This window comes from Pseudaquabacterium rugosum (assembly GCF_038066575.1).
Classification (GTDB): Bacteria; Pseudomonadota; Gammaproteobacteria; order Burkholderiales; family Burkholderiaceae_C; genus Pseudaquabacterium; species Pseudaquabacterium rugosum.
In genome coordinates this window covers 142,526-160,068 of record NZ_JBBUTF010000014.1, presented here as the reverse complement: position 1 = coordinate 160,068, position 17,543 = coordinate 142,526, and the positions used below count along the sequence as shown (strand labels likewise).

At 73.3% G+C, this 17,543-nt stretch carries 10 protein-coding genes and 1 pseudogene; 4 read left to right on the top strand and 7 right to left on the bottom strand.

Annotated elements, in window-relative coordinates; all coding sequences use genetic code 11:
- Nucleotides 1-215 precede the first annotated feature (215 nt).
- Entirely contained in the window at nt 216-1,331 is a 1,116-nt protein-coding gene (gene alr / locus AACH11_RS16035; protein WP_341375249.1) for an alanine racemase, read from the top strand.
- A 69-nt stretch (nt 1,332-1,400) separates the two neighbouring features.
- Here alr and AACH11_RS16030 read toward each other — a convergent pair whose 3' ends face one another.
- Complete coding sequence (locus tag AACH11_RS16030) at nt 1,401-3,761, bottom strand: putative bifunctional diguanylate cyclase/phosphodiesterase (protein WP_341375248.1); 2,361 nt, start codon at nt 3,759-3,761, stop codon at nt 1,401-1,403.
- Nucleotides 3,762-3,930: 169 nt separating this feature from the next.
- Between AACH11_RS16030 and AACH11_RS16025 the strand changes: the two genes are divergently transcribed.
- The gene (locus tag AACH11_RS16025) at nt 3,931-6,351 is read left to right on the top strand and encodes a penicillin-binding protein 1A (protein ID WP_341375247.1); all 2,421 of its coding nucleotides are present in this window, start codon (nt 3,931-3,933) and stop codon (nt 6,349-6,351) included.
- A 52-nt stretch (nt 6,352-6,403) separates the two neighbouring features.
- Here the strand turns inward: AACH11_RS16025 and AACH11_RS16020 are convergent, their stop codons facing one another.
- The 4 genes from AACH11_RS16020 to AACH11_RS16005 all read right to left on the bottom strand — a co-directional run bounded on the left by AACH11_RS16020 (nt 6,404) and on the right by AACH11_RS16005 (nt 12,230).
- The gene (locus AACH11_RS16020) at nt 6,404-7,177 is read right to left on the bottom strand and encodes an SDR family oxidoreductase (RefSeq protein WP_341375246.1); all 774 of its coding nucleotides are present in this window, start codon (nt 7,175-7,177) and stop codon (nt 6,404-6,406) included.
- A gap of 87 nt (nt 7,178-7,264) precedes the next feature.
- Nucleotides 7,265-9,202 (bottom strand): tannase/feruloyl esterase family alpha/beta hydrolase, encoded by a 1,938-nt coding sequence (locus AACH11_RS16015; protein WP_341375245.1) that lies wholly within the window; start codon nt 9,200-9,202, stop codon nt 7,265-7,267.
- Between the two features lie 275 nt (nt 9,203-9,477).
- Nucleotides 9,478-10,404, bottom strand: coding sequence for a carbohydrate porin (locus AACH11_RS16010; protein ID WP_341375244.1), 927 nt, complete (start codon nt 10,402-10,404; stop codon nt 9,478-9,480).
- A 305-nt stretch (nt 10,405-10,709) separates the two neighbouring features.
- A complete protein-coding gene (locus tag AACH11_RS16005) occupies nt 10,710-12,230 on the bottom strand; it encodes a CoA-acylating methylmalonate-semialdehyde dehydrogenase (RefSeq protein ID WP_341375243.1) in 1,521 nt (506 codons plus the stop codon).
- Between the two features lie 318 nt (nt 12,231-12,548).
- Between AACH11_RS16005 and AACH11_RS16000 the strand changes: the two genes are divergently transcribed.
- The gene (locus AACH11_RS16000) at nt 12,549-13,487 is read left to right on the top strand and encodes a LysR family transcriptional regulator (RefSeq protein WP_341375291.1); all 939 of its coding nucleotides are present in this window, start codon (nt 12,549-12,551) and stop codon (nt 13,485-13,487) included.
- 295 nt (nt 13,488-13,782) lie between these two features.
- A pseudogene (locus tag AACH11_RS15995) lies at nt 13,783-14,415 on the top strand (YecA/YgfB family protein); the annotation flags it as partial.
- A 145-nt stretch (nt 14,416-14,560) separates the two neighbouring features.
- On the opposite strand, the gene AACH11_RS15990 reads toward AACH11_RS15995, so the two are convergent.
- Nucleotides 14,561-15,946 carry an Hsp70 family protein gene (locus AACH11_RS15990; RefSeq protein ID WP_341375242.1) on the bottom strand — a complete coding sequence of 462 codons (1,386 nt, stop codon included), beginning with the start codon at nt 15,944-15,946 and terminating at the stop codon, nt 14,561-14,563.
- A 64-nt stretch (nt 15,947-16,010) separates the two neighbouring features.
- Complete coding sequence (locus AACH11_RS15985; protein ID WP_341375241.1) at nt 16,011-17,351, bottom strand: D-amino acid dehydrogenase; 1,341 nt, start codon at nt 17,349-17,351, stop codon at nt 16,011-16,013.
- Nucleotides 17,352-17,543 lie beyond the last annotated feature (192 nt).

Below are 17,543 nucleotides of genomic sequence, written 5' to 3'. Positions count from 1 at the left end.
GCACCGTCGGTGCGGCGCGCGTTATAGCACGCCCCTGTCCCGCGTCCTGTGCCATCCGGGAACGCCACAGCGGCGGTGGACACGGCCAGCGCCGCGGCGCGACAGGGCCGCCCCCCGCCCGAACGGCGGGCCGGCCCGCACCGCCCCCGGGCGCGCCGGGGGCTGGCTGGCAGAATCCGGGCCTTTCCCAACGCAGGCTGCCCGCCCGACCCGCCGTGCCCCGCCCGATCCAGGCCCTGATCCATGTCGCGGCGCTGTCGCACAACCTGGCCCGCGCCCGCGCGCTGGCGCCCGATGCCCGGCTGTGGTCGGTGGTCAAGGCCGACGCCTACGGCCACGGCATCGAGCGGGTGTTCGACGCGCTGCGCGCGGCCGACGGCTTCGCGCTGCTGGACCTGGCCGAGGCCCAGCGCCTGCGCGCGCTCGACTGGCGCGGCCCCATCCTGCTGCTCGAAGGGGTGTTCGAGCCGCGCGATCTGGAGCTGTGCTCGCGCCTGGGCCTGTGGCACGTGGTGCACTGCGAGCAGCAGATCGACTGGCTGAGCCGCCACAAGACCCACGAGCCGCACCGCGTCTTCCTCAAGATCAACAGCGGCATGAACCGGCTGGGCTTCACGCCGACGGCCGCGCGCGGCGCCTGGGTGCGGCTGAACGCGCTGCCGCAGGTCGACGAGATCTCGCTGATGACCCACTTCAGCGACGCCGACGGCCCGCGCGGCATCGCCCACCAGGTGCAGGCCTTCGATGCCGCGACGGCCGACCTGCCCGGTGAGCGCTCACTCTCCAACAGCGCGGCCATCCTGCGCCACCCGGCGCTGTCGGTCGGACGCAGCGACGGCGCGGTCACCCGCAGCGACTGGGTGCGCGCCGGCATCCTGCAGTACGGCTGCGCGCCCGACTTCCCGGCGCACGACATCGCCCACTGGGACCTGCGGCCGACGATGACGCTGAGATCCGCGCTGATCGCCACCCAGCAGCTGCAGCCCGGCGAGCGCGTCGGCTACGGCGGCACCCATGTGGCCGAGCGGCCGCAGCGCATCGGCATCGTGGCCTGCGGCTATGCCGACGGCTACCCGCGCCACGCCCCCGGCGGCACGCCGGTGCTGGTCGACGGCCGGCGCTGCACGACGGTCGGCCGGGTGTCGATGGACATGCTGGCGGTCGATCTGACGCCGGCCCCGCAGGCGGCCATCGGCAGCACGGTCACGCTGTGGGGCGAAGGCCCGCAGGGCAGCCGGCTGCCGATCGACGAGGTCGCCCAGGCCGCCGGCACCATCGGCTACGAGCTGATGTGCGCGCTGGCACGGCGGGTGCCGGTCAGCGTGGTCTGAGCGGCCCGTGGCCGGCGGGAGCGCCGGCACCGCGCGGCCGTGGGCCGCGGGGCACGGACCGGACGCGGCTCAGGCCGCCCGGGCCAGCGCGGTGTCGATGGACTGCGGCAGGTGGGCCGCCGCGCAGGGGCGGTGGTAGCGGAAGCCCTGCATCGCCTCGCAGCCGAGCGCCTGCAGATGGGCCTCCTGCGTCGCCTGCTCGACGCCCTCGGCCGTGCAGGCCAGCCCCAGCGCGCGGGCCAGGGTGACGATCGCACCGACCAGGGCCAGCGCCTGGCCGGCATCGGCCGCGGCCAGGGGCGCGACGAAGGCCCGGTCGATCTTCAGGCGGTCGAAGCCGTGGCGCTGCAACTGGGCCAACGACGAATGCCCGGTGCCGAAGTCATCCAGCGCCAGCCGCACGCCCAGGGCCCGCAGCGCCCGCAGCACGTCGGCCACCTCGTCGCCGGCCACCGCGCTCTCGGTCAGTTCGAGCTCCAGGCGCTGCGGCGGCAGACCGCTGTCGTGCAGGGCCGCGGCGACGTCGTCGACCAGCCCGGGGCAGCGCAGCTGCACCGGCGACAGGTTGACCGCCACCGTCAGCGGGCGGGACCAGCCGGCCGCATCGCGGCAGGCCTGCCGCAGCACCCAGCGGCCGATGTCCAGGATCTGCCCGCCCTCCTCGGCCAGCGTGACGAAGATCGCCGGCTCGACGGCCCCGTGGTGCGGATGGCGCCAGCGCAGCAGCGCCTCGGCGGCCAGCGGCCGGCCGGCCGGGCCGTCGACGATCAGCTGGTAGTCCAGCATGAGCTGGCCATCGCGCAGCGCATGGCCGAGATCCTGCAGCAGCAGCGCGCGCTGGCGCGCCCGCTCGCCCAGCACCGGCGTGTACAGCGCCCAGGCGTCACGGCCGCGGTGCTTGGCCGCGTACAGCGCGATGTCGGCCGCACGCTGCAGCGCGTCGGCATCGGTGGCATGGCGCGGCGCGGCGGCGATGCCCAGGCTGGCGCGCACGTTCAGCTGCAGGCCGCCGAGGCGCAAGGGCGCGCGCAGCGCCGTCAGCACCGCCTCGGCGCGGCGGGCCAGGGCCTCGTCGCGCCACTCACCGGGCAGCAGCAGCGCGAACTCGTCCCCGCCGAGACGGGCCAGACAGTCCGGCCCGCCGCTGCAGGTCGCCAGCCGCCGGGCGACGGCCTGCAGCAGCTGATCCCCGACGGCATGGCCGTGGCCGTCGTTGATCGCCTTGAAGCGGTCGAGGTCCAGCATGATCAGCGCCGCCGGTTGCAGGCTGCCGTCCTCGCGCCGCAGCTGGCGCAGCCGCTCGTTGAAGCCGAGGCGGCTGGACAGGCCGGTCAGCACGTCGGTGCGGGCCAGCCGGCCGAGCGCCAGCTGGTGCTGGTGGGACTCGGTGACGTCGATGCCCACGCCGCGCCAGCCGGCCGCCGCGCCATCGGCCGCCCGCAGCGGCTTGGCACTGAGCGACCACCAGCGCTGCACGTGCTCGTCGCGGCGCACCGGCAGCAGCAGCTCGCGGAACGGCTTGCCCGCAGCCAGGCGGGCGTCGAGCTGGCGCAGGGCGGAGAAATCCACGCCGGCGCCCGCCAGCGTGTCGCTCAGACGACGGCCGGGCAGCTCGGCGGGCGGGCAGCCCAGCCAGTCGGCCAGCCGGGGCGAGGCATGGGTCAGCCGGCCCTCGTCGTCACAGTCCCAGAACCAGTCGCGCGAGGCGCCCTCGACGTCGTCGAGCAGCAGCTGCAGCACATGGGCCTGGCGCTCGGCGTCGAACTCGCGCCGGCAGGCCTGCACGAACTGGCGCGAGATGTTGAGGATGGTGACCAGCAGCAGCAGCACCCAGAGCAGCAGCGCGATGAAGACGGCCGTCTCCATGCGCCGCGGCATCAGCGCCAGGGTGATGACGCCGATCACGCCGTGGACCAGGATCCAGACCGCGGCGGCCTGCGGCAGGCGGGCGCGTCGCAACGCCCCGCCGCACATGGCCCCGACCGACACGCCGGCGATCATCACCCGCAGCGTGTCGTCGCGGTGCAGATAGAGCCAGGCCAGACCGCTGCCGAAGACCGCCGCCTTGAGCACCAGCCACAGGCACAGCGGCGCGAGGCGGAAATCGCGCGGCCCGCCGCCCCGCGTCTCGGACGAGGACTCGGCCCGCTGGCCGATGCCGCGCCCCAGCAGATCACAGCCCAGCATGGCCAGCAGCCACAGCGGCGCCCAGGCGGGCGGGGCCGGATCGGCGGCCAGCACCGCCGCAGCCACCACCAGCAACACCACGTCGCCCAGCCAGCCGGTGACGGCCACGCTGGCCGCCTGCAGGTTCAGCAGGCGCCGTCGCTCGTCGGGCGTGGCCTCGGGCAGGGTCCAGCACAGCCGCAGCACATGCCCGTACGCGGGCCGGACACGGCGGGGAGCGGCGGCGGTCGGGTCGGGCGGCATCTTCAGCTCAAAGACAGCAGGGGCCCGATTTGTAACAGCTGTACGACACGGGCCGGTGCCGGCCGTCGTGTGTGATGGCGGCGCAACGGCCGATGGCGCGCGGTGAATCCAGGGTGAGCCCCGAGCCGGCGTGGCCGGCTTCGGCACGGGCGCTGCCGATAATCCGCCGATGAGCACGCCTGTCCCGCACCGTCCGCCGACCTCGGGCCGCCGCCTGCCGCGCTGGGCCCGTCGCACGCTGCTCGGTGCCGGGCTGACCGTGGCCGGCGGCATCGGGGCCGGCGCGCTGGCCCTGGCCTGGTATCTGCCGCAGCTGCCGCCGCTGGACACGGTGGTGAACTACGTGCCGCGCGAGCCGCTGCAGGTCTACACCGCCGACGGCCAGGAGATCGCCCAGTTCGGCAGCGAGCGGCGGCGCTTCACGCCGATCGAGCGCATCCCGCAGCGCATGCAGGACGCGGTGCTGGCGGTCGAGGACCGCCGCTTCCACGAGCATGCCGGCGTCGACCTGCGCGGCATCGCCCGCGCGCTGCTGGCCAATCTGGCCGGCCGGCGGGAAGGCGCCTCGACCATCACCCAGCAGGTCGCGCGCAACTTCTTCCTCAGCTCGCGGATCAGCGTCGACCGCAAGATCCGCGAGGCGCTGCTGGCGCTGCGCATCGAGCGCGAGCTGGACAAGCCGCGCATCCTCGAGCTGTACATGAACCAGATCTTCCTGGGTCAGCGCAGCTACGGCTTCGCGGCGGCGGCCGAGACCTACTTCGGCAAGACGCTGGAGCAGCTCGATGCCGGCGAGATCGCGATGCTGGCCGGCCTGCCGCAGAACCCGTCCTTCGCCAACCCGGTCAGCAACATGGCGCGCGCACGCAAGCGCCAGGCCGAGGTGCTCAAGCGCATGGTGGCCGCCGGCGTGATCGACGAGGCCGAAGCCGAGGCCGCCGCCGCCCGGCCGCTGCGTCTGCGCTCACCGCTGCAGGTCGACGTCCATGCCGAGCACGTGGCCGAGATGGCCCGCCAGGCCGTGGTCGAGCGCTTCGGCACCGCCGCCTACGCCCAGGGCCTGCGCGTCTACACCACGCTGCAGGCGGCCGAGCAGCAGGCCGCCTGGCAGGCGCTGCGCCGCGGCGTGCTGGCCTACGACGCCCGCCAGGCCTGGCGCGGGCCGGAAGACACCGAGAGCCTGCCGCCCGAAGGCGACCCCGACACCGAGCGCGCCGCCGCCCTCGCCCTGCGCGACCGCCGCGACGACGACCAGCTGCGCCTGGCCATCGTGCTCAAGGCGTCCCCGCGCGAGCTGCAGCTGCAGCTGGCCAGCGGCGATGCCCTGACCCTGCGCGGCGAGGCCCTGCGGGTGGCCACCCCCGGCCTGGCCGCCCGGGCGCCGGACGCGCTGGCCGTGCGCCGCGGCGCCGTGCTGCGGGTGATGGCCGACGACAAGGGCGTCTGGCGCGTCGTGCAATGGCCCGAGGTGCAGGGCGCGCTGGTCGCGCTCGATGCGGCCAGCGGCCGCGTGCGCGCGCTGGTCGGCGGCTTCGACTTCGTGCGCCAGCCCTTCAACCACGTCACCCAGGCCCAGCGCCAGCCCGGCTCGTCCTTCAAGCCCTTCATCTACGCGGCGGCGATGGAGTACGGCTTCTCGCCCGACTCGGTCGTCAACGACGCCCCGATCGAGACCGCCGACGGCTGGAGCCCCGGCAACAGCGACGGCCAGTACGACGGCCCGCTGACGCTGCGCCAGGCGCTGGCGCGCAGCAAGAACACCGTCAGCGTGCGCCTGCTGCAGACCATCGGCGTGGCCGATGCGCTGGCCTGGTCCGGCCGCTACGGCATCGAGACCCGCCGCCAGCCCGACAACCTGACCCTGGCGCTGGGCGCCGGCAGCGTGAGCCCGATGCAGCTGGCCCAGGCCTACGCGGTGCTGGCCAACGGTGGCTGGCGCGTCAGCCCGCTGCTGATCGCGCGCATCACCGACGCGCGCGGCCAGGTGCTGTACGAGGCCCCGGCGCCCGCCGCGCCGACCGAGGAATCGCGGGCCGTGCCCGAGCGCAACATCGTGCTGACCAACAGCCTGCTCAACGACGTGACCCGCGTGGGCACCGCCGCCCGCGCACAGGCCCGCCTGGGCCGCAGCGACCTCTACGGCAAGACCGGCACCACCAACGACGCGGTCGACGCCTGGTTCGCCGGCTTCCAGACCACCGGCCGCCAGGGCGTGGTGGCGGTGTCGTGGATCGGCTTCGACCAGCCGCGCAGCCTGGGCGAACGCGAGAGCGGTGGCGGCCTGGCCCTGCCGGTGTGGATGGACTACATGGCGACCGCGCTGCGCAAGGTGCCGGCCAGCCCGCCGCTGCGCCCGCCCGCCGAGCCCCCGCTGCTGCTGCCCGGGCTGACCCTGGTCGGCGGCGACTGGCGCTATGACGACTGGACCCAGCGCGAGCGCCACAGCGGCATCGGCCTGGATCCGGAAGCGGCCGCCTCGGAGGCCGAGGACGCCGCGAGCGCCGAGAGCCCGGACGCCCCCGCGGCCAGCGCCCCCCCGGGCCTGCTGCCCGGCGCACCGGCCCTGCCGCCGGCCGACCTCCGGCGCTGAACGGGCGCCGAGTGCCCGGTACCCGGCGCCGGGTGCGCCGCCCGCCGGCGCCTCAGCGCCCGCCGCTGACGTCGAGCAAGGTGCCCGTGGTGTAGCTGGCCTGCGGCGAGATCAACCAGACGATCGCCTCGGCCACCTCCTCGGCACGGCCGGGACGCTGCATCGGGATCACGCTGGCCGAGCGCTGGGCGCGCTCCGGCTCGCCGCTGTCGGCGTGGATGCCCGTGTCGATGATGCCCGGGCGCACCCCGTTGACGCGCACCCCCTCGGTCGCCAGCTCACGCGCCATGCCGACGGTGAAGCTGTCGATCGCGCCCTTGCTGGCGGCGTAGTCGACGTACATGGCCGGTGCGCCGAGCACCGCGGCCATGCTGCTCAGATTGACGATGGCGCCGCCGCGCCCGCCATGCAGCGTGCTCATGCGGCGCACCGCGGCCTGGGTGCACAGCATGGTGCCCAGCACGTTGACCTCGAACATGTGGCGCCAGCGGGCCACGACCATCTCGTCGAGACGGCTGCGCCGCGCGACGATGCCGGCGTTGTTGACCAGGGCGCCGAGGCGGCCGAGCTCGACGTCGATGCGGGCGAACATCGCCTGCACCGCGCGCTCGTCGGCCACGTCGGCCCGCACGGTGATCGCCCGGCGGCCGCAGGCGCGCACCGCATCGGCGACCCGGCTGGCAGCATCGATGTCGCGGCTGTAATTGACCGCCACGTCCCAGCCGGCCTGGGCGGCCAGGCGAGCGGTGGCCGCGCCGATGCCGCGTCCGGCGCCGGTGATCAGGAGAACCTTGTCGGAAGCGGGGACGGGGGACGACGGTGACATGGATCGATGTTACAGCCGGGTCTGTCCTGGCAGGCCGATCCCCCCCAGGCTGGAATTGACGGGCGTCAAGTCCGTGCCGGCCCGCCGTCAGCCGGCGCTGCAGCGGAAGCTGGCCGCCTCCTCCGGGTCGCCGCCGCCGTAGCGCGGCACCCGCGGCCAGGGGCACAGCGGCCGGCTGCGCACCGGCGACCAGGCGGCCGGCCGCTCGCCATTGTCCGGACGTGTCCGCGCCTCGATGCGCTGCGGGGCTTCGCCCTGCTCGACCCAGTCGGTGAGCGCCTGCAGCGCGTCGAAGCGATCGGTGGCGGGTCCGCCCTGGCAATGGCCCATGCCAGGCACCAGGAACAGGCGCGCGGTCTCGTCGGCCGCCCCCTGGCCGAGCGCCGACTGCACCTGCTCGATCCAGCGCGTGCTGTCCCAGGGCGAGACCACCGCATCGCCGCTGCCGTGGTAGATCAGCAGCCGCCCGCCGCGCTGGCGCAGCGTCGCCATGCGCTGCGGCAGGTCGGCCGGCAGATCGAACAGCTCGCGCGCCGAAGCCTCGTAGGGCGCGATGCGCAGGCCGGCCGCGCGCGCCGCCTCGTCGAGGTCGAGCTGCTGCAGGAACTCCCGCAGCGCCTGCGGCGTGCCGGCCACCGTCTGCGGCGGCGTGCGCCACAGATAGGCCAGCGCCGCACCGCCATGGATCACGCCGATGGGCTGCTGCTGCCAGGCCTCGATGTCGGTCTCGAGTTTCCAGCGTCGCCAGGCCGCACTGGCGATGCCCACGTCCAGCGGCCAGTCGACATAGAGCGCCTGACCGGCGCGGCTCTGCGGCCCGCCGAGCGCGACGCGCAGGGCCTCGACCTGCTCGGCACGCAGGCAGTTGGCCCCGGTGCCGGCGGCGCCCTCGCGGCAGCGCAGCTCGTCCCAGCGCAGGCGGGACTGGCAGCGGCGGACATCCAGCACCTGGCCGTCGCGCAGCTGGTCGAGCACATCACAGCGCTCGACCACCCAGTCCGCGACACGGCGCAGATCGACCGGGCTGAAGGCCCGGCGCAGGTCGTCGCCCAGGGGCTGGAACTGGCGCAGGTCCCAGGCATGCTGCAGCGCGGACGCGGTGGGCCGCCACTGCGGCGCGCCGGCCAGATAGCCGTCGTAATCCTGTGGCCGGCGGGCGGCGGCGGCCAGCACCTGGCGGCCGCCGTCGCTGCAGCCGGCCGCGTAGCGGTGGCGCGCCGGCTGGCGGTAGTAGGCGCCCACCATCCGGCCGGCCAAGGGCGCGAGCGCGGCCGCCGCATCGCCGGCCAGATCGCGGCGGGCCTGGGGCTCCAGCGCGAAGACGAAGGGCTGGACCAGTCCGTAGCGCGACAGGCCGTCGGCCTGGGCATCGTGGCCCTCGTCCGAGGCCAGCACCGCCCAGCCCTGGCTCAAGGCGTCGTGCTCCTGGACACCGAGACGGCCCCAGGCCTGCGGCGCCTGGCCACCGGGGCCACCGTCGAAGGTGTGCAGCAGGCGGCGGTTCCAGCGCTCGGGCAGGCGCAGCTCGAAGCGGATCGCGTAGTCGCGGCCATCGGCGCCGGTGCGGCGGTTCAGCCGGCCCTGCACCACGCAGTGGGCCGGATGGCCCTGGGCATCCGCCTCCTGCGGGCGCACCCGGTCCAGGCGCAGAGCGGGATGCACCTGGCGCAGATCCCCGAGCGCATCCGGCAGATCACGGCAGCCGATGGCCGCCGCCACCCACACCGGCTGCGCGGCGGCCGAGGCGATCGCCGCGGCGGCCGGCGCGGCCTTGGCGACCTGCGCCACGCCGGGCAGGGCGGGCGGCACCAGCGGGCCACGCGGCGTGCCCCACAGACCGTTGAGCGCAGCGCCGAGGCCGCAGGCCGACAGCAGGCTCGTCGCGCCACAGACCGACAGCCAGACCAGGCCGCGGGTCACGGTCACGGCGCGCGCCGGCGTGAGGACCGGACGGGGCCGGTCGCCATCGCGGTCACGGGTGGCACCGCGCAGCGGGGCGGACAGGTCGTCGGAATCGCAGGGCATCGGCGGATCGCACGGGCGCAGGAAGGCGGGTGCGGCCATCGTGCACGGCGAGCCGGGCCGGCCATCGCCGGATCAGCGCGACCGGTGGCCGGCTGTTCGGGGTGTTTGGGCGGCTTCGGTGGCTCCGGTGGTCCGTGCACCGGCATCGGCACGGCGGCCGCTGCGCCCCGCGGGCAGCGGCCGGAAACGACGACGGGACGCCGAAGCGTCCCGTCGCGGGGTGTCCGATCAGACGGTGGCCGCCACCCGCCAGGGGCGACCGCCACCCATCCGCATCAGAACGTGTAGTTCACGCGCACGCGGCCGGTAACTTGCGTCGGCGAGCCACTGACCTTCGAGTAGGCAACCGCCGGGGTGATCGTCGCTCCCGTGTCGAGCAACTGGAAGACCAAGGCCGTATAAACGTTGTGTTCGGTCTTGGTGTTGTCGTTCTTGTCCGAGATGTAGCCCAGACCGAAGTTGCCGAAGGTACCGTTCAGGCCGACGCTGGTGCCCTTGACCTTCACGCCCAGGGCGTTCTCGACCTTGCCCGAATTGACGCTGGCGTTGACGGTGCCGCCGGCAACCGGCACACCGACGGTGACGCCCAGGCCGCTGATGGCACGCTTGGCAGAGGCACCACCAGAGCCCGGGCCAATCTTGCCGGCGTCCACCCCGGCGCGCACGACCATACCGTTGGCGCTGTAGGTGACGACAGGACGCACGGCGACGGATTGGTTATCGCCGATCACGCCCAGCTCGACCGACAGCGCGGACGATGCGTTGAACGTTGCCGCAGCGTGAGCAACATCGCTCGCGAAACGACCGCGCAGCACATTGCGGTAGCCGCTGACGCCAGCATCTTCAATGATCGTGTCCTTGCCGACCATGAACAGGTCCGCAGCTTCGAAACGGCCCAGCTTCAGGTCGGCGGAGGCGTTGCCGAACTGCACCCAGACGTCGTCGGTCGCGACGCCGCCGCCCTTCTGGCCCAGGAAGCTCACACGACCGGCGACGAAGCCGCCCTTTTCGGTCTTGCCGGCGACGTTCAGCTCGACACGACCGGCTTGACGGAAGCCCTTCTCAGAAGAGCCATCGGCCTTGGCCTTCGAGGCATAGTCGGTGTCCATCTCGATGTTGGCATCGACGCTCGGCGCGGCGAAAGCCAGGCCGGACAGAACGGTCAGAGCAGCAGCGGCCGTGGCCTTGATCATGCGGGTCATGCGAAATCTCCTGTATGGAATGGCAGCACCAGACAGCGGTGCCTTCTTGAGCGTCCCGTTTGCGAGACGACACTCAGGACGAACGGATTGAACCCGACAAGCGTGCAGAACTGAAAGCGCGACCTGCAACGGTTACGCGTGATTCCACCCGGCCCCTCGTCTCCAACCCGTTGTCACAAAACGGTTATTTTTATGTTTGACCGGCCTTCACCGGATCTTTACCGAGGCCCGAAAACTGTCGTAGTTACACAACAGTGCAGGCGGAACGTGCTGATTCGCAGCCTCACGCCCCGCCTGTGGCGGCCTTACTTCGACACCGGGAAGCCGAACTCGGGGCCCTTGGCGATGCTCTCGGGCCAGCGCTGCATGACGCTCTTCTGCTTGGTGTAGAAGCGCACGCCCTCTTCGCCGTAGGCGTGCATGTCGCCGAACAGGCTCTTCTTCCAGCCGCCGAAGCCGTGCCAGGCCATCGGCACCGGGATCGGCACGTTGACGCCGACCATGCCGACCTCGACCCGGCGCGAGAACTCGCGCGCGATGCCGCCGTCGGTGGTGTAGATCGCCACGCCGTTGCCGAACTCGTGGGCGTTGATCAGCTTGAGCGCCGAGGCGAAGTCCGGCACGCGCACGCAGGCCAGCACCGGGCCGAAGATCTCTTCCTTGTAGATCGTCATCTCGGGCGTCACGTGGTCGAACAGCGTGCCACCGGTGAAGAAGCCGCCCTCGAAGCCCGCCACCTTCAGGCCGCGGCCGTCGACCACCAGCTGGGCGCCTTCCTCGACGCCCTTGCCGATGTAGCCCTCGATGCGGTCACGCGCCTGGGCGGTGACGATCGGGCCCATCTCGGCCTTCAGGTCCATCGGGTCGGTCACGTTCAGCGTGCGGGCGCGCTCGGCCACCTTGGCGACGACCTGGTCGGCGATGTCGCCGACCAGCACCGCCACCGAGATCGCCATGCAGCGCTCGCCGGCCGAGCCGTAGGCCGCGCCGACCAGCGCGTCGACGACCTGGTCGACGTTGGCGTCGGGCATGGCCACCAGGTGGTTCTTGGCGCCGCCGAGCGCCTGCACGCGCTTGCCGTGCTTCGCGCCGGTCTCGTAGATGTACTGGGCGATCGGGGTCGAGCCGACGAAGCTGACGGCGCGCACGTCCGGATGGGTCAGCAGCGTGTCGACGGCCAGCTTGTCGCCCTGGACGACGTTGAAGACGCCGTCGGGCAGACCGGCCTGCTTGAGCAGGCGGGCCATCAGGATGGCCGGGCTCGGATCGCGCTCGCTGGGCTTGAGGATGAAGGCGTTGCCGGTGGCGAGTGCGACCGGGAACATCCACATCGGGACCATGCAGGGGAAGTTGAACGGCGTGATGCCGGCCACCACGCCCAGCGGCTGGCGCAGCACGTGGTTGTCGATGCCGGTCGAGACCTGGTCGGTGAAGCCGGTCTTCAGCAGCTGCGGCACGCCGCAGGCGAATTCCAGGATGTCGATGCCGCGGGCAACCTCGCCCTGGGCGTCGGTGAAGACCTTGCCGTGCTCGGCGCTGATCATCGCGGCCAGCTCGTCGCGGTGCGCGTTCATCAGCTCCAGGAACTTCAGCAGCACGCGGGCGCGGCGGATCGGCGGCACGTCGGCCCAGGCCGGCTGGGCCTTCTTGGCGCTGGCGATCGCGGCCTCGACCTCGTCGACCGATGCCAGCGCGACCTGGCGTGCGACGGCACCGGTGGACGGGTTGAACACGGCCTGGCTGCGGCCGCTGCGGCCGGCGACGGCTTCGCCGCCGATGAAGTGACCGACGTCGGCCGAGGAGGTGAAGGCTGCGGGTGCGCCCATGGTCGTGATGCTCCGTGACGAGGGGGGATGGGGAATGGACGGCAGTCTAGGCAGCCCCCCGGAACGCGACCAGACGGCCGGCGCTGGACTTGTTGTTCACGAGACTGAACAATCCTCCGTGAAAACGCTGAACAAACCCGCCGCATGAACCCGTCCGCCCCTGCCGATCCGCCCACGGCCCCGACCCGGGTCCCGGCAGACGCCACACGGCCATCGACCGGGCCCGGGCCCGACGCGGCCGCTCAGCCCAGCCCGCAGGCCGGTGCCAGTGGCGACGGCCCGACCGCGCCTGCCGGCAGCGAGGCAGCGCCCGCACCAATGGCCGATGCGCGGCGCGACGTGCGCGTCGAGAGCCTCTGGGGCCATCTGCACTGGCTGGGGGTGCTGGGCCTGCACGGCAGCTACACCGCCGCGGCCCGGCGGCTGGGCGTCAGCAAGGCCGCGGTCAGCCAGCGCATGGCCGAACTCGAACGGGCCGCCGGCGTGCCGCTGGTCTCACGCACCACCCGCAGCGTGCGGCTGACCGAGGCCGGACAGCGCCTGGTCGACGGCACCGGCAGCGCCTATGCGCAGATCGCGGCCGCCTTCGCCGGCATCCAGGACCTGGCCTCGGCGCCGCAGGGCCGGGTCCGGGTGACGGCCCCGGTGGCGCTGGCCCGCCAGCAGATCATGCCGCTGCTGCCGGACTTCCTGCGCGAGCACCCGCAGGTGCGCATCGAGCTCGATCTGTCGGACCGGCTGGTGGCGCTGGCCCCCGAGGGCTTCGATCTGGCCATCCGCCACACCCACGCGCCGCCCGAGACCCACGTGGCCTGGACGCTGTGCGCGACGCGCTCGCTGCTGGTGGCCAGCGCCGGCTACCTGCAGGAGCGTGGCGTGCCGGCCGTGCCCGGGGATCTGGTGCGTCACGACTGCCTGCACTACCTGCGTCCCGGCGACACGCCGGCCTGGCAGTTGCAGCATGCGGACGGCCGCAAGCAGACGGTGCCGGTGGCCGGCTGCCTGGCCGCAGGCAACAGCGAGATCCTGCGCGAGGCGGCGATCGCCGGCCTGGGCATCGCCCTGCTGCCGGACTTCAGTGCGCAGGGCGCGCTGCGCGACGGGCGGCTGCGGGTGGTGCTGCCGGACTGGCAGCCGGTGGGCAGCTTCGGCGGCCAGCTCTACGCGATCCGGCCCTACAGCCCGCACGTGCCACGGGCGGTGCAGGCGCTGGTGGCCCATCTGCGCGAGCGCCTGCGCGCGGGCTTCGCGCCCTGAAGGTCCCCGTCCAGGGCAAAAAAAGAGCGCCTGCCAGTTGCCCGGCAGGCGCGCAAAGTCCTCAGAAAGGACGTCGTTGGGACAGGTTGCCGATGACGGCGGCCTTCAAGACGGTCGCTCAGGCCTCGCACCCCAGCCCCTGGACGATCCGGGGCGCTGGCGGCGGCTACCGCATCCACAGACCTTGCGGCCTGTAGGCATGCGCACACTATGCCCTTCAAACCGGGGGGCATGACATCCCTAAATCCACCATCGCGGCGCTTGACAGATTCTGATAACAGCCAACCCGCCCACGATGCGCGTCATGGGCGGGCCGTCGGTCTGCCGCCGAGCGGGGCGTCGCGGGCGACAATGGCGCATGCCTGCCAAGCCCCCTGCCCCGCCTTCACGCCCGCCGCGCCGCGCCCCGCCCGCGCAAGGCCCCGCTCACGCGCCGCGCACCGCGCGGCCGGAGGTCGCCGCCACCGGGCGGGTGCTCGACCTCGACGCGCTGCAGGCCCTGCTCGACACCTTGCCCGCCACCTTCGACGGCCTGGACGTGGTGCAGATCGACGGTTATCTGTGCGGTCTGCTGCTGCAGCCGCAGCCGGTGCCCGAGGCGCGCTGGCTGCCGCCGGTGATCGACCTCGACGGCAAGCAGGCCCCGACCCGCTTCGACCGCGAATCCCTGGCCGCCACGCTGCGGGCACGGCTGGACGAACTGCACCAGGCCATCGCCGGCCGCCAGTGGTTCGACCCCTGGATCTACGAGCTGGACGAGGAGGCCACACCCGGTGAAATGGTGTTGCCCTGGGTCGCCGGCTTCGCCACCGCGGTCGACCTGTTCCCGGCGCTGATGGACGAACACGAGGACGCGCTGCTGGAGCCGCTGGCCACGCTCTACCGCCACTTCGATCCCGAGGACCTGGAGGACGCGGACGAACTGCTGGCCGAGATCGAGACCCTCGCGCCGCCGGAGAGCCTGGACGAGGCGGTCGAGGACCTGGTGCGCAGCGTGCTGCTGATGGCCGACGTCGTGCATCCGCAGGCCGCCGCGCGGCCCGCGGCCCCGCGCCAGGGCGCGGGCGCGCCGCTCAGGCGCCGTACAGGCGCCGCGCCTGCAGGCCCAGACCGCGCGCCACCGAGGCCAGACGATCGCCGTGGACCACGCGGGCCTGCGGACAGCGCGCCGCGATCGCCGCGGTCAAGGGGCGCAGGCCGGTCGAACCCCCGGTGAAGTACAGCGTGTCGACCTGATCGGCACGCAGGCCGGCCCGCCGCAGCGTCTCCTCCAGCGCGTCGGCGATGCGGCGCAGGTCGGGCTGCAGCGCGGCCAGCGCCAGCGGCGCGTCCAGCGGCAGGCGCAGGCCGCGCTCGATGTCGTCGACGGCGAGTTCGGCCGCGGCGGTGGCCGCCACGGCATCGACCGCCTCCAGCGCATCGGACAGCGCGATCTTGGCGCCCTCGGCGCGCGCCAGCAGCGCATGGCCGAGCTGCTCGCGCAGCACGTGCAGCAGGCGGGCGTGGTGGCGCGCGTCGGCATAGTCGCCCTTCATGCGCGCGATCTCGGCCACCCGCGACGGCTGCTGCGCGGCATGCACCAGATGCCAGGTCGCCAGATCGAAGTAGATGCGGCTGGGCACCTCGCGGCCGCTGGGGCCGCGGGTGCGGTAGCCGCAGGCCGGCAGCAGCAGGGCCAGATCGATGTGGCGGTCGAAATCGGTGCCGGCCACGTGCACGCCGTGGCTGGCCAGGATGTCGTCGGCACGGTCCAGGCGGGCACGGCGTTGCGGGCCCACGCGCACGATGGAGAAGTCCGAGGTGCCGCCGCCGATGTCGGCCACCAGCACCCGCTCCTCGGCCTGCAGGCCAGCCTCGTGGTCGAGCGCCGCGGCGATGGGCTCGAACTGGAAGGCGACCTCGCGCAGGCCGGCGGCCCGGGCGGCGGCTTCCAGTTCGGCCTGGGCCTGGGCATCGCGCTGCGGGTCGTCATCGACGAAATGCACCGGGCGGCCGAGCACCGCGTGCTGCGGCAGCGGGCGATCGGGTGCGGCCACGCGGGCCTGCTCCAGCAGGCGGCCGAGCAGGTGGCCGACCACGTCCTGGCCACGCACCGCATGGCCGGCGCCGATGTCGGTGGCCTGGCCGGCCAGCGCACTGCCGAGGATGCTCTTGATCGAGCGCATCAGCCGGCCTTCACGGCCCTCGCGGTAGGCGGCGAGCGCGGCGCGGCCGTAGAGCCGGCGCGGCGCCTGGGCGCCGCGGGGCAGGTCCTCGATGTCGTAGAAGACGGCACTCGGCAGGGTGACGTCCGCGCCTTCGAGGGGCACCAGGCGGACACCGTCGGCGGCCTGGGCGTCGGCCAGGGCCAGCGCCGAGTTGGAGGTACCGAAATCGATCGCGCACCAGTCGGCGCGGACATCCGGGCGGGATTCAGGGGCAGCGCCGGGACGCGCGGGAGACGAGACGGGATCGGACATGTGCGGGCATTCTAGGAGGCGGGCCGCCCGCCCGGCCCGCCGCGGCGGCGCCGCGCCGGGGGCCTCAGCCGCGCGCGGGCACCGCGACCATCGGCCGGCGCGCCGGCAGATCGCTGCCGCAGAAGCGGAAGTCGAGTGCCGGCTGGCGGCCGCTGATCAGCTCGGCCATCGCCTTGCCGGAGCCCGCGCCATGGGTCCAGCCCAGCGTGCCGTGGCCGGTGTTCAGCCACAGATTGGGCAGGCGGCTGCGGCCGATCAGGGGCACGTTGTCCGGCGTGCTGGGGCGCAGGCCGGTCCAGTAGTTGGGCTCGGAGGTGTCGGCCACGCCGGGGAACAGCTCCTCGTAGCGGCGCACCAGGGCCTCGCAACGTGCGCGGGCGGTGCGGCTGTCCAGGTTCGTGTCATAACCGGCCATCTCGGCGGTGCCGGCGATGCGGATGCGGTCGCCCAGGCGGCTGATCGCGATCTTGCGCGTGTCGTCGAGCAGGCTGACCACGCTGGCGGCCTCCGGCCGCTTGAGCTTCATCGTCGCCGAGTAGCCCTTGGCCGGGTACAGGTTGAGCGAGACGCCGAGCGGACGCAGCAACGGCACGCTGTACGAACCGAGCGCGACGACGAACTGCGCGCCCTCCAGGCGCTGGGCCTGGCCGGTCAGACGGTCGCGCAGGCGGGCGGCGACGACGCGGCCGCCGGCCGTCTCCAGCGCCTCGATGTCGGTGTCGAACATCATCCGCGCGCCGGCCTCGCGGCAGCGGCGGGCCAGCTGCTGGGTGAAGACCAGCGCGTCGCCCGATTCGTCGCTGGGTGTGAAGGTGCCGCCGTGGATGTTCGGGCCGAAGGCGGCCAGCGCGGGCTCGACCTTGAGCACCGCCTCGCGGTCCAGCACGCGGCGGTCGACGCCGTACTGGCGCATCAGCTCGGCGGCCTTGGCGCCGGATTCGAAATCGGCCTGCGACGAGAAGAAGTGCAGGATGCCGCGCTCCAGCCGGTCATAGACGATGCCGGTGTCGGCGACCACGGCCTTGAGCGCCTCGTGGCTGTAGCTGCCGAGTGCCACCAACTGGCGCACGTTGCGCGCGAAGGCCGCGTCCGAGCACTGGGTCAGGAAGCTCAGGCCCCAACGCCACTGCTGCGGGTCCAGCCGCGGGCGGAACAGCAGCGGCGAATCGTCACGCAGCAGCCACTTGGCGACCTTGAGCGGCGCGTCCTTGCTGGCCCAGGGCTCGCAGAAGCTGACCGAGATCTGGGCGCCGTTCGCATAACTGGTTTCCAGCGCCGCATCGGGCTGGCGGTCGACGACGATGACCTGGTGGCCGGCCTGCAGCAGATGCCAGGCAGTGCTGATGCCGATGATGCCGGCACCGAGCACGACGATCGGGGCGGCGGAGGAACGGGTCGGGGACATGGCGGGCTCCGGTGCGGGCAGCGATGCCGGCATCTTCGGCGCGAGCGGCCGTCGACATGAAGCGGCATTCATGGAATTCCGACTCCATCAGCTGTACTGATGGAAGCCGATGGCCCGACCGACCCGATCCGGCCGCGCCCGCCGAGGCGGCGGCCCCCAGGCGCCGATCCACTCATCCCCCCCGGACACGTG

Excerpts from the sequence above, each read along its gene's own strand:
- AACH11_RS16025 (WP_341375247.1), top strand. The coding sequence starts at position 3,931 with ATGAGCACGCCTGTCCCGCACCGTCCGCCGACCTCGGGCCGCCGCCTG.
- AACH11_RS16030 (WP_341375248.1), bottom strand. The coding sequence starts at position 3,761 with ATGCCGCCCGACCCGACCGCCGCCGCTCCCCGCCGTGTCCGGCCCGCG.
- AACH11_RS16020 (WP_341375246.1), bottom strand. The coding sequence starts at position 7,177 with ATGTCACCGTCGTCCCCCGTCCCCGCTTCCGACAAGGTTCTCCTGATC.
- AACH11_RS15985 (WP_341375241.1), bottom strand. The coding sequence starts at position 17,351 with ATGTCCCCGACCCGTTCCTCCGCCGCCCCGATCGTCGTGCTCGGTGCC.
- AACH11_RS15990 (WP_341375242.1), bottom strand. The coding sequence starts at position 15,946 with ATGTCCGATCCCGTCTCGTCTCCCGCGCGTCCCGGCGCTGCCCCTGAA.
- AACH11_RS16010 (WP_341375244.1), bottom strand. The coding sequence starts at position 10,404 with ATGACCCGCATGATCAAGGCCACGGCCGCTGCTGCTCTGACCGTTCTG.
- AACH11_RS16015 (WP_341375245.1), bottom strand. The coding sequence starts at position 9,202 with ATGCCCTGCGATTCCGACGACCTGTCCGCCCCGCTGCGCGGTGCCACC.
- AACH11_RS16005 (WP_341375243.1), bottom strand. The coding sequence starts at position 12,230 with ATGGGCGCACCCGCAGCCTTCACCTCCTCGGCCGACGTCGGTCACTTC.
- AACH11_RS16000 (WP_341375291.1), top strand. The coding sequence starts at position 12,549 with ATGGCCGATGCGCGGCGCGACGTGCGCGTCGAGAGCCTCTGGGGCCAT.